Below are 18,395 nucleotides of genomic sequence, written 5' to 3' on the forward strand. Positions count from 1 at the left end.
TCACAAAAAATAATCGAAGTCACGCTCGGTCCGGAGCCGCCGGCGCAACCGGAAAATCTGCGCCGGGGCCGAGTGGGGATCGAGGCTGACGTAATTGCGCGACCCCTGCCAGAGATAGTAGGCGTCGGTCAGGAGATCCTGCGCTTGAAAAGGCCGCTCCGCCTCGAGCCCCAACGCCTCGAGGTCCACATCCAGCCATCCGCTGTGCCGGTGGTGCGGGCTCAGGTTCACGACGACCAGAATGAGATTGGATCCGTCGGCCGTCTGCTTGCTGTACGCGAGCAACGACTCGTTGTCGACCGGATGGAAGCGCAGGCTCCAGTCGTGCTGCAGCGCCGGATTCTCGCGGCGGATCCGGTTCACCCGGCCGATGAACTCCCGCAGGCTGTCGGGCCGGTCGATGGCCCAGTGCTTGATCTCATACTTTTCCGAATCGAGATACTCCTCGCTTCCCGCCTCGCGCGGCCGGTGCTCGCCCAGCTCGAACGCCGGCCCATAGATCCCGTAGCTCGCCCCCAACGTGGCGGCCAGCACCAGCCGGGACATGAAGGCGGGCCGGCCTCCATGCTGCAGGTACTCCGTCAAAATATCCGGCGTATTGGGCCAAAGATTCGGCCGCAGATACTCCCGCACCTCCGTCCGGGTCAGCTCCGTGAAATACCCGATCAGCTCGGACTTGGTGTTGCGCCAGGGAAAGTAGTTGTACGACTGGCTGAAGCCGAGCTTGGCCAGCCGGTACATCACTTTCGGCCTCGTGAACGCTTCCGACAGGAAGATCGTATCCGGATGGTCCCGCTGGATGCGTCCGATCACCCATTCCCACAACCCGAAGGGCTTGGTGTGCGGATTGTCGACGCGGAAGATGCGGACGCCCTGCGCGATCCAAAAGCGGAACACGCGCTCCAATTCCTGCCAGAGCGCCTGCCACGCTGCGGTCTCGAAGTCGAGCGGATAAATGTCCTGATATTTCTTGGGCGGATTCTCCGCGTATTGCACCGTGCCGTCCGGTCTGATCCGGAACCACTCGCGGTGCTCCTTCACGTAGGGGTGATCGGGCGAGCACTGAAAGGCGATGTCGAGCGCCACTTCCAAGCCATGGGATTGGGCCGCCGCCACCAAGCGCCTGAAATCCTCCAACGTGCCCAACTCAGGATGGACCGCCGTGTGCCCCCCTTCTTCCGCCCCGATGGCCCAGGGGCTCCCGGGATCGCCGGGGCCGGCGTCCGGGCTGTTGTTCCGCCCCTTGCGCTGCGTCGTTCCGATCGGATGAATCGGCGGCAGGTAGAGCACGTCGAATCCCATGGACGCGACGTAGGGCAACCGGGCTTCGCAATCCTTGAACGTGCCGTGCCGGCCGGGGATCGGGCTGCAGGAGCGGGGAAACAGCTCATACCACGTACTGAACCGGGCCTTCTCCCGGTCCACCACCACGGTCAGCTCCCGATCGTAGGTCGTCTGGCCGGAGCGGTCCGGATAGCGGGCGACGAGTTGTTGCACGTCTTGGCTCAAGGCCAGCCGGCTGCGGTCGGCGTCGCTCCGGTCCTGCCGCCCGAGCTCGTCCGCCCACCGCTGCAACTGCGCGCGATCGTCTCCGGACGCGCGGCGGCCCGTCTCCTGGATCAGGCGGGCGCCGACGAGGAGCTCGACCGGCACGCGCTGACCCGCCTCGAGCTTCTTGGCGAGGTCCCGGCGCCAGGTGGCGAAATGATCGACCCACCCCAGGACCGTGTACCGGTAACGGCCCAGCGCGGACACCTCGAAGGAGGCCCGCCAGCGATCGTTGCCGAGCGGTTCCATCGGCGCCTCGGCCCAGTGGGCGTCCTGTTCGCGGCGGTACGCCAGCCGCACGCCCAGGACGTCATGGCCGTCGGCGAACACGTCCGCTTCCACCACGACGGTCTCGCCGCAGGCGCGCTTGATCGGAAAGCGCCCGCCGTCGATCTCCGGCGTGACGCCTTCCACCACCACCCGCCGCGGTCCGGTTGCCTCCTGCATCGATGAACGCTCCTCTTCGCCGCCCGTTCAAATGTGCGTCAGCTCGTCCTCTTCCGTCTTCTTCTTCCGGAGGCGGCGCTCCAGCCCTTCGCGTGCGATGTGCCGGCCGCCCAATCCCAGGGCGATCGCGAGCGCCAGCACGATGCCGCCGAACGTAATGCTGAACGCGGCCACCACGATGTCCTTCGCGATCCCGAGCTGCGTCAGCACCATGGCCGCCGTGAGCAGCCAGATGCCCCAGCGGACCAGATTGGCGATGATGCGCGCCTCCCGAACCTGCGCGTTGACGGCGGAGATCAACGCCGCCTCCGCCATGAAGTTGGCGAGCATGACGCCGAACAGCAACAGAAACGCCGCGGCCACGACGTTGGGCAAAAACCAGAGGAAGAGGCTCATGAGATTCGCCGTCGCCGGCAGGCCGAGCGCATCGATGCCCATCAGCGCAAACAAGAGGAAGACCATCCAAAACGACAGGCGGCCGATCACCAGCGACGTGCGCTGCGGCACCCCCGCCCGCGTGAGGGACGGCCAGAGGCCCATCCGCTCGCAGAAGGCGTCGAAGCGGACGGCGGACAGGAGCCGCAACAACAGAAATTTGACGAGCCATCCGGCCGCGACGCCCAGCACTAAGAAGGTGACCAGCGCGAGGAGCTTCGGCAGCAACAACGCCAGCCGCATGCTGGTGTCGCGGAACGCCTCGGACATCGCTTCCTGCCACATCTCGCTCATGAGAACCTCCATCGCTCGACCAGATAGGGCTTGGTGCGCGCAAAGGTGTCGCAGAGTTCTTCGATCGCGTCCTCCACGTCCTCCGGCTTGCCGTCGCGCGTCCGCAGCACCAGCGACGCCATCCATCCCAGATAGAGCGGCGTCAACGACTTGAGCACGTGGTCCTGATGCAGGACCTTTTCATGGTAGGCCAGCGCGAAGTCATACACCGTCTGGGCCCACAGCGCGGCCGGGAAACGGAAGTCCTCCGCCTCGGTCAACCCCAAGGGGAGGATCCCGGACAAGGTCTCGGGCGACAGGATGATCTCCCAGAGCGGCAGCAGATCGCGCAGCCCCTGCCGGAACCCCCGGATCATGCGCTCGACGTTGACCGGAGCGCGATCCTGCCCCGGCCGATAAGGCAACCCGACCTGGGGCACGGGCAGTGATCCGCTGCGCTGTTCCCACACGTCCTGGTACCGCTCCATAAAATGGAAGAGCGAGCCGACGGCCTGGGTCAGCACCGACGAGAGGTCCTCCCCGATCCGCCCCGGCTCCACGATCTTCTCGCCCAGCCCGGCCTGGCAGATCGGTCGGCCTTCCGCCACGGCGACCGTGGTCAACCAACTCTCGATGCCGTACTCCGCCGCCTTTCCTTCCCACAGGTCCCGCTCCAGATAGAGGCCGGCCAACGCGCCGGAGAATCCATAGCCGCCGCCGGTGTGATACCGCACCACCGCGCCGTACAAGGCACGATTGAGCGGGTAGATCAGGCTGTTCGTCAAACTGCCCTCGTAGCGGGGCCGAAGAAAGACCGGCGCCACGTAGTCCGCGCGGCCTTCCATCACCGGCCCCAGCAGCCAGGGCAGCCAGTCCGACGTGACGGAGCGGACGGCCGGGTCGACGACGGCGCAGGCCGACGCTCCGGCCTGCCGCGTCGCCGTGAAGAAGGTCCGAAACGCCTCTTCGCGGCCGGGCACTCCCGACTCCGACAACCGGGGCAACGCGCCCATCCCCACCGACGCGCCGCCCGACTGCCGACGGAAGAAGGCGGTGGGGATTTGCTCGCCGATCGCCTGTTTCAAGAGCTCCGGAGTGCCGTCCTGCGATCCCGCGTCGGCGTTGATCAGCACCGTCGCGGAGCCGGGAAACGCCTGGCGCAACCCCGCCGTGACGGCCTGGGCCACCGACCGCACCGTCGCCGCATTGTTGAAGGTCGGCAGGCCGACCAGGATATCGACGCGCGTGAGAGCCGGCAGCTGATCGCGGATCTCCTGCCACAGGGTGTCGCCGGTCATGGTCCCCGCCTCTCCCTCGCCGGTGCCCTGTCTTGCGGCGTCACGCGAGGCGCCCCGTGAACAGATTCAACAGAGTCAGATATTCACTGAGGTGCCGCGTGATGAGAAAATTCCTCCGGACATGCTCGCGGCCCGCGCCGCCCATCCGCTGCATCAATCCCGGATTGTTCAGCAGATGCCGGATGCGGAAGGCCGCGCCTTCCTCCGAATGCACGAGGAACCCGGTGACGCCGTCGATGATTTGCGCGGAGAGGCCGCCGGCCACGCTGCCGACGACCGGCTTCCCCTTCCACATGGCTTCGGACACCGCGATGCCGAATCCTTCCCGAAGGGGCTTGTGCACGACGATCGCCGCCGCCCGCTGCAGCGCATTGAGCTCGAGGTCCGCTTCGGGGGGCAACTGTAACACGTGCACGTCCGGGTCGTTGCCCGCCGCGTTCTTGATCTCCGCCACGACCGCTTCGCCCTCCGGATTGTGCGCGACGCCGCCGCCGGCCAGCACCAGCCGGCACGCGTGATGCTGCTTGACCAACCGATAGGCCCGCAGCGTGCCCATGGGATCTTTCACCCGTTCGAACGGGGTCATCTGCAGCAGGATCGGCTTGTCTCTCGGAATCGCCAGACGTTCGAGCGCCTGGCTCACCTCCGCCCGCGGCAATTCCCGGTTCTTGGCGCTCAGCGGATCGATCGACGGGTAGATCATGAACTTCGGGATCGGCAGGCGTTGCGCGAATCCGTCCAGGGAGAAGATCGCGGCGTCATACTTGAGGACGAAGCGACGCACGAAGCTCCAAGCGCGCCGCTGCGGCTGGGCCAGGTCCAGATGGCAGCGCCAGATCCATTTGCCGCCCTTGCGGTGTTCGACGAGCGCCGCCGGCTGCGGATCGTGGATCATCACGAGATCGGCGTCCAGGTTGAGCGCCTCGGCGTTCCGGCGGTTGACCTTCAGATAGGCCTGTTGCATCGGCTCGGAGAGCTCCTGCTCCCGTCCCTGAAGCGCATGGACCATGCGCCGGGAGATCTCCAGAAACTGCTGGTCGCCGGTCAGGACTTCCCAGCGCGCCACCACGCCCAGCGCGTTCAGGATCGGAATCAGGCGGCGCAGGATCTCCGCCATGCCGCCGCCGTACCGGACGGCGCTGATGTGCAGAAACTGCCGGCCCGCCACCGACTCGCTCAGTCGGTACAGAAAATCGATCGTCCCTTTGGGGGCGACGTCCCGATAGTCATCCAGTTCGCGTGCCATGTCCCTCTTATACGAGGATCGATATCCCGCGGTTCGACTCAGAAAGTGTTGTCATCATGTGGTGATCCCACAGGATGCTCAAAAAGACCGTCCAGCGCGGCCGCAGGCGACGCAAGAACCGCAGGCGTACCCTTTTCACCCGCCGACCCCGAGCTGAGGCAGCTCCGACCCGGGGGGTACGTTGAGGATTCGTGCGAGCCGAGAACAAAGCTGGCGGTCTTTTTCAGCATCCTCTCAAATCAAGCTGTCTTCGATGCCATACGTCGGTTCTCCGGCGGTCGTTCGTTGGAGCTGGAACCAATAGTAGCCGTAGGGCGCGAGGCTGAGCATGTACGGCGCCTCGCCGACGGCGGGAAACCGCGATTCGCCGAACAACTCGATCGGCACCGCCCCCTTGAACTGCCGGATCTCCAGCTCCACCGCCTGGGCGGAGCCGGCGAGATTGTGCACCAGCAACAAGACGTCCTCGCCGTGCCGGCGGAGATAGGCGAGGACTTTTTCGTTGCGCGGCCGGAGAAACTCGATCGTGCCGCGGCCGAAGGCGCGATGCCGCTTCCGCACGGCGATGAGGCGCCGCATCCAATGCAGCAGGGAATGCGGAGTCTGTTGCTGCGCTTCCACGTTGGCGGTCTGATAGCCGAACAGCGAGTCGGCGATCACGGGCAAATAGAGCGCCGCCGCGTCGGCTTTCGAGAACCCGCCGTTCCGGTCCGCGCTCCACTGCATCGGCGTGCGGACGCCGTTCCGGTCCCCCAAGTGCACGTTGTCCCCCATCCCGATCTCGTCTCCATAGTAGATGATCGGACTGCCCGGCAGCGTGAACACGAGGCTGTTCAGCAGTTCGATCCTGCGGCGGTCGTTGTCCAGCAGCGGCGCCAGGCGCCGCGCGATGCCGATGTTGCGCCGCATCTGCGGATCCCGGGCGTAGGCGTAATACATGTAGTCGCGCTCCTCGCCCGAGCACATCTCCAGCGTCAGCTCGTCGTGATTGCGCAGGAACAGGCACCACTGGCAGGTCTCGGGAATCGGCGGCGTATGGATGAACATGTCGACGATCGGATGCCAGTCTTCGCTCCGCAGCCCCATGAACAGCCGGGGCATCAAGGGAAAGTGAAAGGCCATGTGGAATTCGTCGCCGTCGCCGAAATAGGGCCGCACGTCGGCCGGCCATTGATTCGCCTCCGCCAGCAGGATGCGGCCCCGGTAGGCCTCGTCGATCCGCTTGCGGACCTCCTTCAAATAGGCGTGGGTCTCCGGCAGGTTCTCGCAGATCGTGCCTTCCCGCTCGAACAGGTACGGGACCGCGTCGCACCGGAAGCCGTCCAGCCCCTGGTCCAGCCAGAAGGACAAGACGTCCAACATGGCGCGGCGCAGATCGGGATGGTCGTAGTTCAAATCCGGTTGATGGCTGAAAAACCGGTGCCAGTAATAGGCCTGCGCCACGGGATCCCAGGTCCAGTTCGATTTCTCCGTGTCGATGAAGATGATGCGGGCCTTCTCGTATTTCTTGTCCGTGTCGCTCCAGACGTAGTACTCGCGCTTGGGGGACTGCGGCGAGCTGCGCGACTCCAGGAACCACGGATGCTGGTCCGAGGTATGGTTCAACACCAGATCGGCGATGACCCGCATCCCGCGCCGATGCGCCTCGTCCAAAAACCGGCGGACGTCCTCCAGCGTGCCGTAGTCCGCGAAGACGCCCAGATAGTCCGCGACGTCATAGCCGTCGTCGCGCAGCGGCGAGGGAAAAAACGGGAGCAGCCAGATGCAGTTCACGCCGAGCCACTGGAGGTAGTCGAGCTTTTGGGTCAGACCGGGAAAATCCCCGATGCCGTCGTCGTTGCCGTCGAAGAACGCCTTCACGTGGACCTCGTAGAACACGGCGTCCTTGTACCAGAGCGGGTCCGTCATGGGCACAATCGTTCCCTCCTCATGCCCGACCGGCGGGCTCTTGTGCGAGGAACTCGTCGCAGGCGGTAATCAGGGCCGACCGCAGACGTTCCAGGCTGCCCACATAGGGATTGATGGACTGCAGCTTCTGCGCGAGGTCCGGCAGGCCCAACCCTTCGCGAACCCAGGCCGAGAAGTCGTTCTCCGCACGGGCCAGACGGTGGCGCGCTTCGAAGACGTGGTAATAGATCGCGCTCACTTCGACCTCGGCCAGGGCGCGGCGGAACGCCCGCAGCGTGGTCACTTCCAGCCCCGTCGGCACCTCGAGAATCCTCGACTGGTTGAAATGGAACGGCGCGCCGAAGATCACCCGCGGCACGATGGAGGTCCGGGACAGATGATCGTCGATGACCGAGATCAGCTCGTCGCGCAAGGCCTCCAGGTTGCCGTAGGCGAACGGGTCGACCACGGCCAGCCGTTCTCCCAGAACATGATCCCGCACCTCCATCGCGACCCACTGGGCAAAATCGTTCGGGTAGACCCGCTCCACATAGCTGTGGCGGAGGAAATAGCTGTGCGTGTGGAAGTAAATGGAGTCGAGCGGCACCTCCTCGATCAGCTCGACGAGGCGTTTTTCGTCCTCCGCCTCCTTCCCGAGGATTTCCCGCAGCTCGCTGCACCCGATGAATCGAAAGCTGTGCTCCGTCACGTCCATAGTCCTTCCGCCTGATCCGACCGACGCTCCGCCTCGCTATGGCCCGACCGACTCCAACAGCGCCACGGGACAGTCGCTCAAGACGTCCGCCACCCGCAGCACCTGACGGCCGACCTCTTCCTTGGAGGTCACCGTATCACCCGTCAGCACGTTTCGATAGTGCGCCGCCCGGCCGTCCGCCGGGATCCGCACCACCGTCTCACCCCACACCGGCGACCCGACCGGAACGGTGCCCGCCTCCCCGACCAGCCCGGACACCAACCGCGGCACGACGACCACCACCCGCGCCTCACCCCGCTGCCGCGCGTAGGCGCAGAGATGCCCGGCCTTGCTGCCGGCCGTTTCCGCCGCCAGGTAGTCGCCCTGCAGAAAGATGTCGGGTCGCGCGCGCCGGTACTGTAACCCCGTCATCGTCACGTACAGCTTGATCCGGCCGTCTTGCCGCGATTGGATCAGCTCACGCACCAAGCTGCGCCGATCACCCCCGGCCTGTATGCGCTCGGCGAGCGCGTCGAGGATGGCCGCGCGCGCCGCGACATCGACGGGCCGGCGGTTGTCCGGATCGACGAGGCTCAATTCCCACAGCTCGGTCCCTTGGTACACATCCGGGACGCCCGGCGCCGTAAGCTTGAGCAGCACTTGCGCGAGACTGTTCCATAGGCCGAATTGTGCCACACGAGCCTGGAACGGGAGAAACGTCGTCAGAAATCCGTTATCCGGGCGGCGATCGAGGACCGCCGCGACGAAGCGGCGCACCGCGGCTTCGTACGGCTCATGGGGGTTGACCCAGCTGGTGTGCACTTTGGATTCTCTGATCGCTTTCGTCATGTACGCCTCTATGCGCCCGCAGAACGAACGATACTCCCCGTCCTCCATCGGCCCGAACGGCCAGGCGCCGATCAGCGTCTGATAGAGCAGGTACTCCTCGTTCCGGTCGGGCGCCGGTTGGCCTTCGACGTCGCGCTTGTGACGCCGGTTCGCCCGGCTCCAGCGATTCACCAGCCTGCTCCAGTCCCGCGGCAGCTCGGACAGCACGTCGATGCGGGCGCGGACGTCCTCGCCGCGCTTCGTGTCGTGGGTGGACGTGGCGGAGAGGGACCAGGGCCAGAACCGCCGGCGCTCTTCCATCCGAGCGTGGAAGTCGGCCACCGAGACTCCGAACCGGCGCGGGTCGCCCCCCACCTCGTTCAGCGACACCAGGCGGTTGTACCGATAGAACGCCGTATCCTCGACGCCCTTGGCCGTCACGGGGCTGGTCGTCTGCTGAAACTTCATCACGAACTCACGTTGCTCTCGGCGATGCTCCTGGGTGCGGTCGTCCCATTCCTTCAAGAGCAGGGACCGGACGAAGTCAAAGACGACTCCGCTGACCGCCGGATTGCGCCGCTTCGCCCTGGCCACGGCCAGGCGGATGTAGGCGCGGTCCCGGTCGGACACCGGCTCGGGCCCGTCCGTCACGTAGGTGCGATAGATCGGAAAGCAGGCGATGATCTCCCGGATCGCATGGGTCAGGCTGTTCAAGGTGAAATCCCGCGAGCGGCGGTCCCGCTCCGACAGGAGGTTGAGCCGGTGCCCCAGGACGTTGATCTCGCTCGACATGGAAGCGGTCATGATCAATTGTTTGCTCTCGTACATCACGTCGTCGAAGGACGGCCGATGACGAAGAAACCGCGCATAGACGGCGTCCATGTCCCGTTCATGCGCGCCGTTCACGAACAGGCCGTTGACAAGGTTCAAGAAATCGTATCCCGTCGTCCCGTAGCACTGCCAGTCGGCCGGAAGCGACTCATCCGCGCCCAGGATCTTTTCCACCACGACGAAGAGGGGGCGGGGCTCGGCTTCGCCCGCCGCCATCGCCTGCAACCGGCGAAGATAGCGGCCGGGATCGTACAACCCGTCCACGTGGTCGATGCGCAATCCGGTGACGGCGCCCTCCCGCACGAGACGAACGATCAGCCGGTGGGTCTCGGCCAGGACCGTCTCCTGCTCCATGCGGATCGCGGCCAGCTCGTTGATGTCGAAAAACCGCCGATAGTTGATCTCTTCCGAGGCGACCCGCCAGTAGGCCAGCCGATAGGCCTGCTCGTTCAGCAGCGCGTCCAGAAGGTCGAAGCTCGCCGGATCCCCCGCCGTGCCGTTGAACCGCCGGATGTTGGCCTCCACCAACCCGCCCACCGTCCGGCTGTCCCGGACCAACGCCGCCAAGCGCTGGCGGATGATCTCTTTTTCCCGGTACCGCTCGCGCACCGATTCGGGAGCCGCGTCCGTGCGGCTCGGCAGATGGCGGAGCGCCGTGACGATGCTCTCCAGTTCCTGGAGATCGGGCGGCTCGTCCTCCGTGCGCCGAATCACCGCATCCAGCCCATGCGTGAGGATCATCGCCGACGGCTTGGGCGCGACCGGCAATTCATGATCGTAGTAGCGAACGACGAACCGTCCGTCGTCGAAGGCCAGGCGGATTTCCTGGTTTTCGAGGACCGCGCCGTAGAGATCGCCGAGAATGGGGAGCAGCACTTTGCCCTCGAGCTCGCGCTTGAGCGGAGCCCAATCGATGTCGAAGACCTCGGCATAGCGGGAACTGGGCCCGTTTTCCAGCACGTCCTGCCACCAACGGTTGGCCGATTGCGCGATCCCCATGTGATTCGAGACCACGTCCAGGATCAGCCCCATGCCGTGCGCCTGCAGCGTCCCGACGAACGTCCGGAAGTCTTCCTCCGTTCCCAGCTCGGGGTTGAGCGCGGTGGGATCGACGACATCGTAGCCGTGCAGGCTCCCGGGCACGGCGCTGAGAAAGCTCGACGCATAGCAGTCCGTGATGCCGAGCCGGTGGAGGTACGGCACCGCCGCCGTGGCGGCCGCGAACGGAAACGACTTGTTCAATTGCACCCGGTAGGTGGCCACCGGAATGCGCGGAGCGGTGCAGGGTGCCACGTGAAGCCCGTCCTTTTCAGCCGACGTGAGAGGGGCGGCTCCGGTCCCGTTGCCCTCGGGGCAAGACGACCAGTCCGGATTTGGTCACGTGATAGCGCGCCCGGTCTTTCGCCGCATCGAACCCGAGCTCGGTCCCGGCGGGAATCACGTTGAAGCGGTCCACGATCGCCCGGCGCAGCCGGGCCTTGGCGCCGACGACGGCGCCGTCCATGATGATCGACTCTTCGATCTGCGCGCCCTGCTCGATCGTGACATGCCGGCCGATCATCGAACGGCTGATCGTCGCTTCCACGATCCGCGAGCTTTGCTCGATGAGCGTGTCGTCCGCGCTGGTCCTGATGAGGCTGGCGGCCGGACCGTCATACTTGTCGGTCAGGATCGGCCAGCGCGTGTTCCGCAGATCGAAGATCGGGCATTCGCCCAGCAAATCCATGTGCGCCTGCCAGTAGGTCTCCAACGTGCCGACGTCGCGCCAGTAGCCGCGCTCCTCATAAGCGTGCAGCCCCGGCACGGCATTGTCCAGAAAGTTGTACGCCATCACGCGATGGGTCCGGATGAGCCGGGGAATGATCGCGCGCCCGAAGTCATGCGAGCCCGGCTTGGCGGCATCCCGCTCGAGCGCATCCAAGAGGACATCCGTATTGAACAGATAGTTGCCCATGGAAGAATAGGCGCGCTCCGGATCGCCGGGCATCGCCTTGGGCTGCTTCGGTTTTTCTTCGAACCCGGTGACCCGCGCCTCCTGCCGGCCTCGCCCGACCTCCACGATCCCGAACCCATGGGCGGCGTGCAGCGGCACCGGGAGCGCCGCCACCGTCACCTCGGCCCGCCGGTCCAGATGGAACCGGATCATCTGGCCGATATCCATGCGATAGACGTGGTCGGCCCCGAACACCGCGACGAGATCCGGATGGAAGTCCCGGATGAGGTTCAAGTTCTGGTAGACCGCATCGGCGGTCCCCTCGTACCACCCGCCGCGCGCCTTCATCTGCGGCGGAACCACGGTGATGAAGGTGTCCTGGATCAGACCGCTGAAGCGCCACGCCCGCCGGAGGTGCTCGATGAGCGACTGGGAGCGGTACTGAACCAGCACATACATGGACAGGATGCCGGAATTCAGGCAATTGCTCAGGACGAAGTCTACGATGCGGTATTTGCCGGCGAAGGGCACGGCGGGTTTGCTCCGCAGCGCGGTCAACGGCATCAGCCGCTCGCCCTTGCCCCCGGCCATGATCATCGCGAGCACACGAGGCTGGTGGGTCCGGTCGTTCATGCGGTGCCGCTCCTGTGTCGCTGCTCCGGCGCGCAAGCCCGGCCGAACCGGGGGCGCCGCTCAGATCAACGCCGACAAGCCCTGCTCGATCTGGTCGGCAATGGCGGCCCGCCGGTGCTTGACCTCGTCCACCGAACCCAATACCAGGTGATAGGTGAGCAATCCCGACGTGAAAGCGGCCAGCGCGACGGCCAGGTCTCTGGCCGACGTCCCGCCCTTCCCCCGCCCTTGCAAGGCCGGCTTCAGCAATTGCGCCAGTTGATCGAGGTGAATGTTGTAGATGTCGCGCAACTCCTTGCTCACCGCCGTCTGCAACTGCAGCAGGCCTCGCACCTGGTGGAACAACAACAGATAGGCGGGATAGTCGAGAAAGAAGGCGAGACGGGATTCCACGACGACGGGAACGAGACCCGCCCCGTTCGCGGACGACACGGCCGCCTTCATACGTGCGAGCAGCAGCTCCAGGCCCTCGCGCAGCAGCTCCGCCAGCAGCTGTTCCTTGGTGTCGAAATATTGATAAAAGGTGCCCTTCCCGATGTCCGCCCGTTCCGTGATGTCTTCGATCTTCGTCCAATAAATTCCCTTCTCATAAAACAGGCCGAGCGCCACATCGAGCAGCGCCCGACGGGTCTTCTCCCGGCGTTTCGCCACCCGGGTCAACGGCCTTGCGGCCGGCTTTACACCGCGCATGATCGTGATCCCCCGTCCGTCGCGAAGGAAGAGGACGTCACGCGACGACCCGCAGCGAATTGAACGAGCCGTGCTCGTTCGGCACCCGCTCCAGATTCAACGGATCTTCTTCCCACCGTTCGCCGTTCACGACGAATTTGTACTGATACGTGCCTGCGGCCAGGCGTAGCGTGGCCTTCCACAGCCCTCCGGCGTCGCGTTTGAGCGGCCGCGCTTTCGGGTCCCACCCGTTGAAATCGCCGGCCACAGTGACGACGGTCGCGGCCGGATCGAAGTACTCGAAGGACACGGTTTTCTTCTTTGCCGGCGGTTCTTTTCGGGTCTTCGCTCTCATGACTGCTCCGTGGGCCTATTCTGGTTCTTCGGGCCGGGACTATGCAACCAGGATATTTCCGCCGCGTTCCGGTTCCCCGGCCTCTTTGACCGCCCGGGCCCGGCGCCGCTCGCCGGCCCAACGCCGCTGGCTGTAATACGGCGTCACCGCGCCGCTGCGGTGTTTCAAGATCACCTGGTCGAACAGGTCTCCGCAGTTGACGCAACGCCAACCGGCGGAATCCATCTGGCCGGTCTTTTCGAAGAGATCGTTGAACCGCTCCGGGATGAGATACCCCTGACACCGTGCGCATGTCATGATGACCTCCTTTCATCTCCTCATGCCGGTCGTCAGGCGACCAGCCGTTTGCCCCGTTCGGCGACTCGGTGGGTCATGTCGCGGGCCTCCTGACTCAGCTCGGCGATCCGTTCTTTGACGTCTTCGGCAAAGACTTTCAGATGCCGCCGCGTCCGCGCGCCGGAGTGCGGTGCGGTCACGAGACCCACGCCCGCGCCGACCACGAGTCCGGCTACAAAACCCAGCCCTCCGTAGAATATGCTCTTGTCGTTCATGTGATGCCTCCTTTCCAGCTTCGGCTCCTCCGAGATGTCCGGACGGCGCCTCCTTCAGCCGACCGCGGCGCAGCGCCGTTCGGCGCAGATCCGGTTCATGTCTCTCACCAACTGTTCGATGGAGAAGAGGTCCCGCTGCTCGTGGCAGCGGCTGCACCGGGCGGCCAGCCGGGCCCGTTCGCCTTCCCCGCTCGTGACCCGGAAGACGAGATAGTAATGGCGGGCGCCGCAGCAGCGGCAGGCCTCGCCGTTCAGCTTCTCCACGATCCGTCGAGGCCGGCGTCCGGTTGTCCCGATGCGTTCCCTTCCCAGGTTCACACTCGCGTGCATCGCGCCTCCTTTCTTCAGATCCTCGACCGTCTCAAAACGACCAGAAATTGTCCGTGCAACCATAAAAGACTAACTATTCATTTCTGACTGTATGGTCAATTTATACCGATCGGGATCCCGCCGTCAATCATTTTTTAAGCGCGGGGCGTAGAAATATGCGGGAGCCGGACGGGGCCCCGGTCTCCGTCGCGGCGCCGTCAGGACGCGCGAACGAACAGCCCCGCCGCAAAGGCCGGCATGGACACGGGAGTTCCTTGAGGAGAGATGACGACGCGCGTTGGAAGGGACTGTCGACCGGCGGCCCCAAAATCCGCCGACGCGGCATCCAACTGTACGTCCCAGGCTCCCACCGGTTCATGTAAGAGCAGCGAGACCGGGAGCTTGCTGAAACCGAGCAGGATCAAGACGGCGGGGCCCTCACCGGATCCGTAGTGAACCGCCAACACCTGTTCCCCCTCATAGGCCCACACCCGGCGCGAGCCGGCGGCCGCTCGCCATAGTTCCTTCAACGGGTCGCGCTTGCGCAGCCGAATGAGCGCTTGGGTCCACCGCAGCAGGGCCGCGTGAGGTTCCATGGACCGGCGATCCAGGTTCAACCGCGAGCGCTCCAGCGTGGCCGGATCGTACGGGTCGGGAATGTCCTCCGGATTCCATCCAAAATGCCCGAACTCGGCTCGCCGCCCCTGGCGCACCGCTTCGACCAACCCGGCATCGCCGTGATCGATGAAGTATTGAAATGGCGCCGTCTCTCCGTACTCCTCGCCCATGAACAACAGCGGAAGGTTCGGCGAGAGGAGCACCGCCGCGGCGACGACCTTCAACGCCTCGGCGGAGAGCTGCGCCGACAACCGGTCTCCGACCGCCCGATTTCCGATCTGATCGTGGTTCTGGGCAAACACGACGAACTGCCTCGCCGGCCTCCCCTCCGGCGAGTTGCCGTGCCGCCGCCGGCGCGAACGGGAGTACTGTCCCGCATAGACGAATCCCTGCCGGATCGCAGTCGCCAGGTGGCCGAGCGTCCCGAAATCCTCGTAATAGCCCTTCCGCTCCCCCGTCACGACGGTGTGCACCGCATGGTGGAAATCGTCGTTCCACTGGGCATCCAATCCATAGCCGCCTTGGGTGGCCGGAGCGATCAGCCGGCTGTCGTTCAGGTCGCTTTCGGCGATGATCTGGACAGTCCGCCCGAGGCGCCGGGCCTCGGCATGCACTGTTTCGGCAAGCTCCTGCAGAATATGCGTGGCGCTGAAATCGAAAATCCCGTGGACCGCGTCCAACCGGAGGCCGTCGATATGGTACTCCGTGACCCAGTACAGGGCGTTGCCGAGAAAGAAGTGCCGGACCTCGTCGCTGTCCGGCCCGTCGTAATTGACGGCCTCGCCCCACGGCGTACGGTAGCGGTCGGTGAAATAGGGACCGAAGTCGCTCAGGTAATTGCCCTCCGGTCCGAGATGGTTGTAGACGACGTCCAGGATGACGGCGAGGCCCGTGGCGTGACAGGCGTTGACGAGGGCCTTGAGTCCGGCCGGGCCGCCATAGCCGGCCTGCGGTGCGAAGGGATAGACACCGTCGTAGCCCCAGTTGCGGGAGCCCGGAAATTGCGCGACCGGCATCAGCTCGATCGCCGTCACCCCGACTTCGTCCTTCAGATAGGACAGATGGGGGAGGATCGCGTCGAAGGTCCCGGCGGCCGTGAAGGTCCCGGTGTGGAGCTCGTAGAGGATCAACTCGTCCAATGCAAGTCCCGGCCAGCCTTGATCCGTCCAGTGAAACGCGCCGGGATCGACGACGGCGGAGGCGGCGTGGACTCCGTCGGGCTGCCACCGCGAAGCGGGATCGGGCCGGTGCTTCTCTCCGTCCAGGACGTAGCGGTACCGAGCCCCGGGGCCGATGCCTGATAAAACGCCCTCGTAGTATCCACGATCGCGCGGCTCCAGCGCCGCAGAGGTCCGGTTTGCATCGCACACCTGCACCGAGACGCTCTGCGCGCGAGGCGCCCAGACACGGAACCGGACGGTAGACGGGCTCAGCACCGTGGCGCCGAGATCCAATCGCCAAGTCTCCTCCTGCTGTCGCGGCATCAGGCGCCTCCTTATGAAACAGTCTGCCAGAACCGGCCGACGCAATGCCATGCGGAGAGCGGCATCGGTCGCCGGCCTCAAAGTCGCTTGCGTAATGGGCCGCCGCGCCGCTATAGGTAACTGACCGGGCGACTGTCCCGACGGCAGAACTCAGGAGGCTTCATGGAGCGAACATCTCTACGGGCTTGGCCCGGGCGCCCGTATCCCTTAGGGGCGACCTGGGACGGGGAGGGAGTCAACTTCGCGTTGTTTTCCGAGAATGCGACCGCCGTAGAGCTGTGCCTGTTCGACGGACCGGACGCCGGCTCCGAATCGCAGCGCATCCGAGTGGAAGAGCATACCGACCAGGTCTGGCACGTCTACATTCCGGGCTTATGGCCCGGACAACACTACGGCTATCGCGTCCATGGCCCCTATCAACCGGACGCCGGGCATCGGTTCAACCCGCACAAGCTGCTGATCGATCCCTATGCGAAATCGATCGCGGGCACCGTGGAATGGTCCGACGCCATGTTCGGGTACCGGATGGGCGATCCCAAGCAGGATCTCTCGTTCGATACGAGAGACAATGCCGGCAATATTCCGAAATGCGTCGTGATCGACCCGGCGTTCACCTGGGGCGGCGATCAGTTGCTCAGGACTCCCTGGGACAAGACCGTCATTTACGAAGCGCACGTGAAGAGCCTGACCGCACGCCATCCCGACGTCCCCGACGCCATGCGCGGCCGCTACGCGGGCTTGACGACGCCCGCCGTGATCGATCACCTGCTCGCGCTCGGCGTGACGGCCATCGAGCTGCTGCCCGTGCATCACTTCGTGCGGGACAAGCATCTGGCCGACCGGGGGCTCACGAACTACTGGGGCTACAACTCCATCGGGTTCTTCGCCCCGGACATCCGCTACGCCACGTCCCCGGTCCGCGGCCGGCACGTGCGGGAATTCAAGACGATGGTCAAAACCCTCCACAGCGCCGGCATCGAGGTCATCCTCGACGTGGTGTACAACCATACGGCGGAAGGCAACCATCTGGGACCGACCCTGTCGTTCCGGGGCATCGACAACGCCTCGTACTACCGGCTCGTGGACGACGACAAGCGCTACTACATGGACTACACGGGCTGCGGCAATACGCTGAACGTGACGCATCCGCGCACGCTGCAACTCATCATGGACAGCCTGCGCTATTGGGTACTGGACATGCATGTGGACGGATTCCGGTTCGATCTGGCCTCCGCGCTCGCCCGCGAGCTGCATGCGGTCGACCGCCTGAGCGCGTTTTTCGACATTCTCCATCAGGATCCCGTGCTCTCCCAGGTCAAGCTGATCGCCGAGCCGTGGGACGTCGGGGAGGGCGGCTATCAAGTCGGCAATTTTCCGGTGGGCTGGGCCGAATGGAACGGCAAGTTCCGCGACACCATCCGGCGCTATGTCAAAGGCGACGGCGGCCAAGTGGCGGAGCTCGCCTACCGATTGACCGGCAGCAGCGATCTGTACGGCATGAGCGGCCGCCGGCCCTATGCCAGCGTGAATTTCATCACCGCGCACGACGGCTTCACGCTCCATGACCTCGTCTCGTACAACGAGAAGCATAACGAGGCCAACGGGGAGCAGAATCGGGACGGGACCGACGACAATCTGAGCTGGAATTGCGGCGTCGAAGGGCCGACGGACGATCCGGCCGTGCTCGCCCTCCGGGAGCGCCAGAAGCGGAACTGCTTGGCTCTCCTGCTGCTGTCGCAAGGCGTGCCGATGCTGTGCGGCGGGGACGAGATCGGGCGCACACAGCGCGGCAACAACAACGCCTACTGTCAGGACAACGAGATCAGCTGGTTCGACTGGAAGCTCGACCGGACGCAGCGGGCGCTGCTCACGTACACGCGCACGCTGATCGCGTTTCGCAAGCGGCATCCCGTTTTGCGGCGCCGCCGGTTCTTTCAAGGCCGCCGCATCCGCGGCTCGGAGGTCAAGGACATCGCCTGGTTCCGGCCGGACGGCAAGGAAATGACCGACGACGACTGGAACGCGGGCTACGCCAAGTCGCTGGCCTATCGGCTCGCCGGCGAGGCGATCAGCGAGCGGGACGAGAAGGGCCGCCCGATCGTGGACCACACCCTGTTGTTTCTCTTGAACGCGCACCACGAGCGGCTGGCGTTCACGCTGCCGGCCCACAAACGGGGCGTGCGCTGGCAGCCGATTCTCGACACCGCCGTCGCCGAGCCGTCCGCGCGCACCGCCCGCCTGCTGAAGGGGGGCGTGCAGTACGATGTCGAAGCCCGCTCCGTCGTCGTCTTGGTGCTGCAACCGAAGTAAGACGTACCGTGGCGGACTCGCGCCGGCTGCATGAAGATCGGCCTCC

The 18,395-nt window shown here is 65.1% G+C and carries 15 protein-coding genes; 1 reads left to right on the forward strand and 14 read right to left on the reverse strand.

The window, feature by feature from the left end; translation table 11 throughout:
* From NITMOv2_RS17755 to treZ, 14 genes are all read right to left on the reverse strand, one after another.
* Positions 1-1,995 (reverse strand): alpha-1,4-glucan--maltose-1-phosphate maltosyltransferase, encoded by a 1,995-nt coding sequence (locus NITMOv2_RS17755; RefSeq protein WP_053381139.1) that lies wholly within the window; start codon positions 1,993-1,995, stop codon positions 1-3.
* A 27-nt stretch (positions 1,996-2,022) separates the two neighbouring features.
* Complete coding sequence (locus tag NITMOv2_RS17760; protein ID WP_053381140.1) at positions 2,023-2,724, reverse strand: hypothetical protein; 702 nt, start codon at positions 2,722-2,724, stop codon at positions 2,023-2,025.
* The gene (locus NITMOv2_RS17765; protein WP_053381141.1) at positions 2,721-4,001 is read right to left on the reverse strand and encodes a hypothetical protein; all 1,281 of its coding nucleotides are present in this window, start codon (positions 3,999-4,001) and stop codon (positions 2,721-2,723) included. The genes NITMOv2_RS17760 and NITMOv2_RS17765 overlap by 4 nt, the downstream gene beginning before the upstream one ends.
* Positions 4,002-4,041: 40 nt before the next feature.
* Positions 4,042-5,247: a glycosyltransferase gene (locus NITMOv2_RS17770; RefSeq protein ID WP_053381142.1), complete on the reverse strand. Its 1,206-nt coding sequence runs from the start codon at positions 5,245-5,247 to the stop codon at positions 4,042-4,044.
* A 234-nt stretch (positions 5,248-5,481) separates the two neighbouring features.
* Positions 5,482-7,155, reverse strand: a complete 1,674-nt coding sequence (treS, locus tag NITMOv2_RS17775; protein WP_053381143.1) for a maltose alpha-D-glucosyltransferase — start codon at positions 7,153-7,155, stop codon at positions 5,482-5,484.
* Between the two features lie 19 nt (positions 7,156-7,174).
* On the reverse strand, positions 7,175-7,843 hold the full coding sequence (locus tag NITMOv2_RS17780) for a DUF5752 family protein (protein ID WP_145976410.1): 669 nt from the start codon (positions 7,841-7,843) through the stop codon (positions 7,175-7,177).
* A gap of 42 nt (positions 7,844-7,885) precedes the next feature.
* Entirely contained in the window at positions 7,886-10,780 is a 2,895-nt protein-coding gene (gene treY / locus NITMOv2_RS17785; protein ID WP_053381145.1) for a malto-oligosyltrehalose synthase, read from the reverse strand.
* A gap of 16 nt (positions 10,781-10,796) precedes the next feature.
* Positions 10,797-12,053 (reverse strand): glucose-1-phosphate adenylyltransferase, encoded by a 1,257-nt coding sequence (locus NITMOv2_RS17790; RefSeq protein ID WP_053381146.1) that lies wholly within the window; start codon positions 12,051-12,053, stop codon positions 10,797-10,799.
* Between the two features lie 60 nt (positions 12,054-12,113).
* A complete protein-coding gene (locus NITMOv2_RS17795; RefSeq protein ID WP_053381147.1) occupies positions 12,114-12,743 on the reverse strand; it encodes a TetR/AcrR family transcriptional regulator in 630 nt (209 codons plus the stop codon).
* Positions 12,744-12,780: 37 nt separating this feature from the next.
* Entirely contained in the window at positions 12,781-13,077 is a 297-nt protein-coding gene (locus NITMOv2_RS17800; protein ID WP_053381148.1) for an isoamylase early set domain-containing protein, read from the reverse strand.
* Between the two features lie 39 nt (positions 13,078-13,116).
* Positions 13,117-13,374: a hypothetical protein gene (locus NITMOv2_RS17805; RefSeq protein WP_053381149.1), complete on the reverse strand. Its 258-nt coding sequence runs from the start codon at positions 13,372-13,374 to the stop codon at positions 13,117-13,119.
* Between the two features lie 32 nt (positions 13,375-13,406).
* Positions 13,407-13,628 carry a YtxH domain-containing protein gene (locus NITMOv2_RS17810; protein ID WP_053381150.1) on the reverse strand — a complete coding sequence of 74 codons (222 nt, stop codon included), beginning with the start codon at positions 13,626-13,628 and terminating at the stop codon, positions 13,407-13,409.
* A 54-nt stretch (positions 13,629-13,682) separates the two neighbouring features.
* The gene (locus NITMOv2_RS17815) at positions 13,683-13,958 is read right to left on the reverse strand and encodes a hypothetical protein (protein ID WP_053381151.1); all 276 of its coding nucleotides are present in this window, start codon (positions 13,956-13,958) and stop codon (positions 13,683-13,685) included.
* Positions 13,959-14,155: 197 nt separating this feature from the next.
* Positions 14,156-16,039, reverse strand: a complete 1,884-nt coding sequence (gene treZ, locus NITMOv2_RS17820; RefSeq protein WP_053381152.1) for a malto-oligosyltrehalose trehalohydrolase — start codon at positions 16,037-16,039, stop codon at positions 14,156-14,158.
* A gap of 162 nt (positions 16,040-16,201) precedes the next feature.
* On the opposite strand from treZ, the gene glgX reads away from it, so the two are divergent.
* Positions 16,202-18,349 (forward strand): glycogen debranching protein GlgX, encoded by a 2,148-nt coding sequence (glgX, locus tag NITMOv2_RS17825; protein ID WP_053381153.1) that lies wholly within the window; start codon positions 16,202-16,204, stop codon positions 18,347-18,349.
* Positions 18,350-18,395 lie beyond the last annotated feature (46 nt).

The organism is Nitrospira moscoviensis, from assembly GCF_001273775.1.
In the GTDB taxonomy this organism is placed as follows: domain Bacteria; phylum Nitrospirota; class Nitrospiria; order Nitrospirales; family Nitrospiraceae; genus Nitrospira_D; species Nitrospira_D moscoviensis.

Bases quoted from the DNA above. Each gene is read 5' to 3' on its own strand.
- NITMOv2_RS17810 (WP_053381150.1), bottom strand. From the start codon at position 13,628: ATGAACGACAAGAGCATATTCTACGGAGGGCTGGGTTTTGTAGCCGGA.
- NITMOv2_RS17800 (WP_053381148.1), bottom strand. From the start codon at position 13,077: ATGAGAGCGAAGACCCGAAAAGAACCGCCGGCAAAGAAGAAAACCGTG.
- glgX (WP_053381153.1), top strand. From the start codon at position 16,202: ATGGAGCGAACATCTCTACGGGCTTGGCCCGGGCGCCCGTATCCCTTA.
- NITMOv2_RS17790 (WP_053381146.1), bottom strand. From the start codon at position 12,053: ATGAACGACCGGACCCACCAGCCTCGTGTGCTCGCGATGATCATGGCC.
- NITMOv2_RS17770 (WP_053381142.1), bottom strand. From the start codon at position 5,247: ATGGCACGCGAACTGGATGACTATCGGGACGTCGCCCCCAAAGGGACG.
- NITMOv2_RS17755 (WP_053381139.1), bottom strand. From the start codon at position 1,995: ATGCAGGAGGCAACCGGACCGCGGCGGGTGGTGGTGGAAGGCGTCACG.
- NITMOv2_RS17760 (WP_053381140.1), bottom strand. From the start codon at position 2,724: ATGAGCGAGATGTGGCAGGAAGCGATGTCCGAGGCGTTCCGCGACACC.
- treZ (WP_053381152.1), bottom strand. From the start codon at position 16,039: ATGCCGCGACAGCAGGAGGAGACTTGGCGATTGGATCTCGGCGCCACG.
- NITMOv2_RS17805 (WP_053381149.1), bottom strand. From the start codon at position 13,374: ATGACATGCGCACGGTGTCAGGGGTATCTCATCCCGGAGCGGTTCAAC.
- NITMOv2_RS17815 (WP_053381151.1), bottom strand. From the start codon at position 13,958: ATGCACGCGAGTGTGAACCTGGGAAGGGAACGCATCGGGACAACCGGA.
- treS (WP_053381143.1), bottom strand. From the start codon at position 7,155: ATGACGGACCCGCTCTGGTACAAGGACGCCGTGTTCTACGAGGTCCAC.
- NITMOv2_RS17795 (WP_053381147.1), bottom strand. From the start codon at position 12,743: ATGCGCGGTGTAAAGCCGGCCGCAAGGCCGTTGACCCGGGTGGCGAAA.
- NITMOv2_RS17765 (WP_053381141.1), bottom strand. From the start codon at position 4,001: ATGACCGGCGACACCCTGTGGCAGGAGATCCGCGATCAGCTGCCGGCT.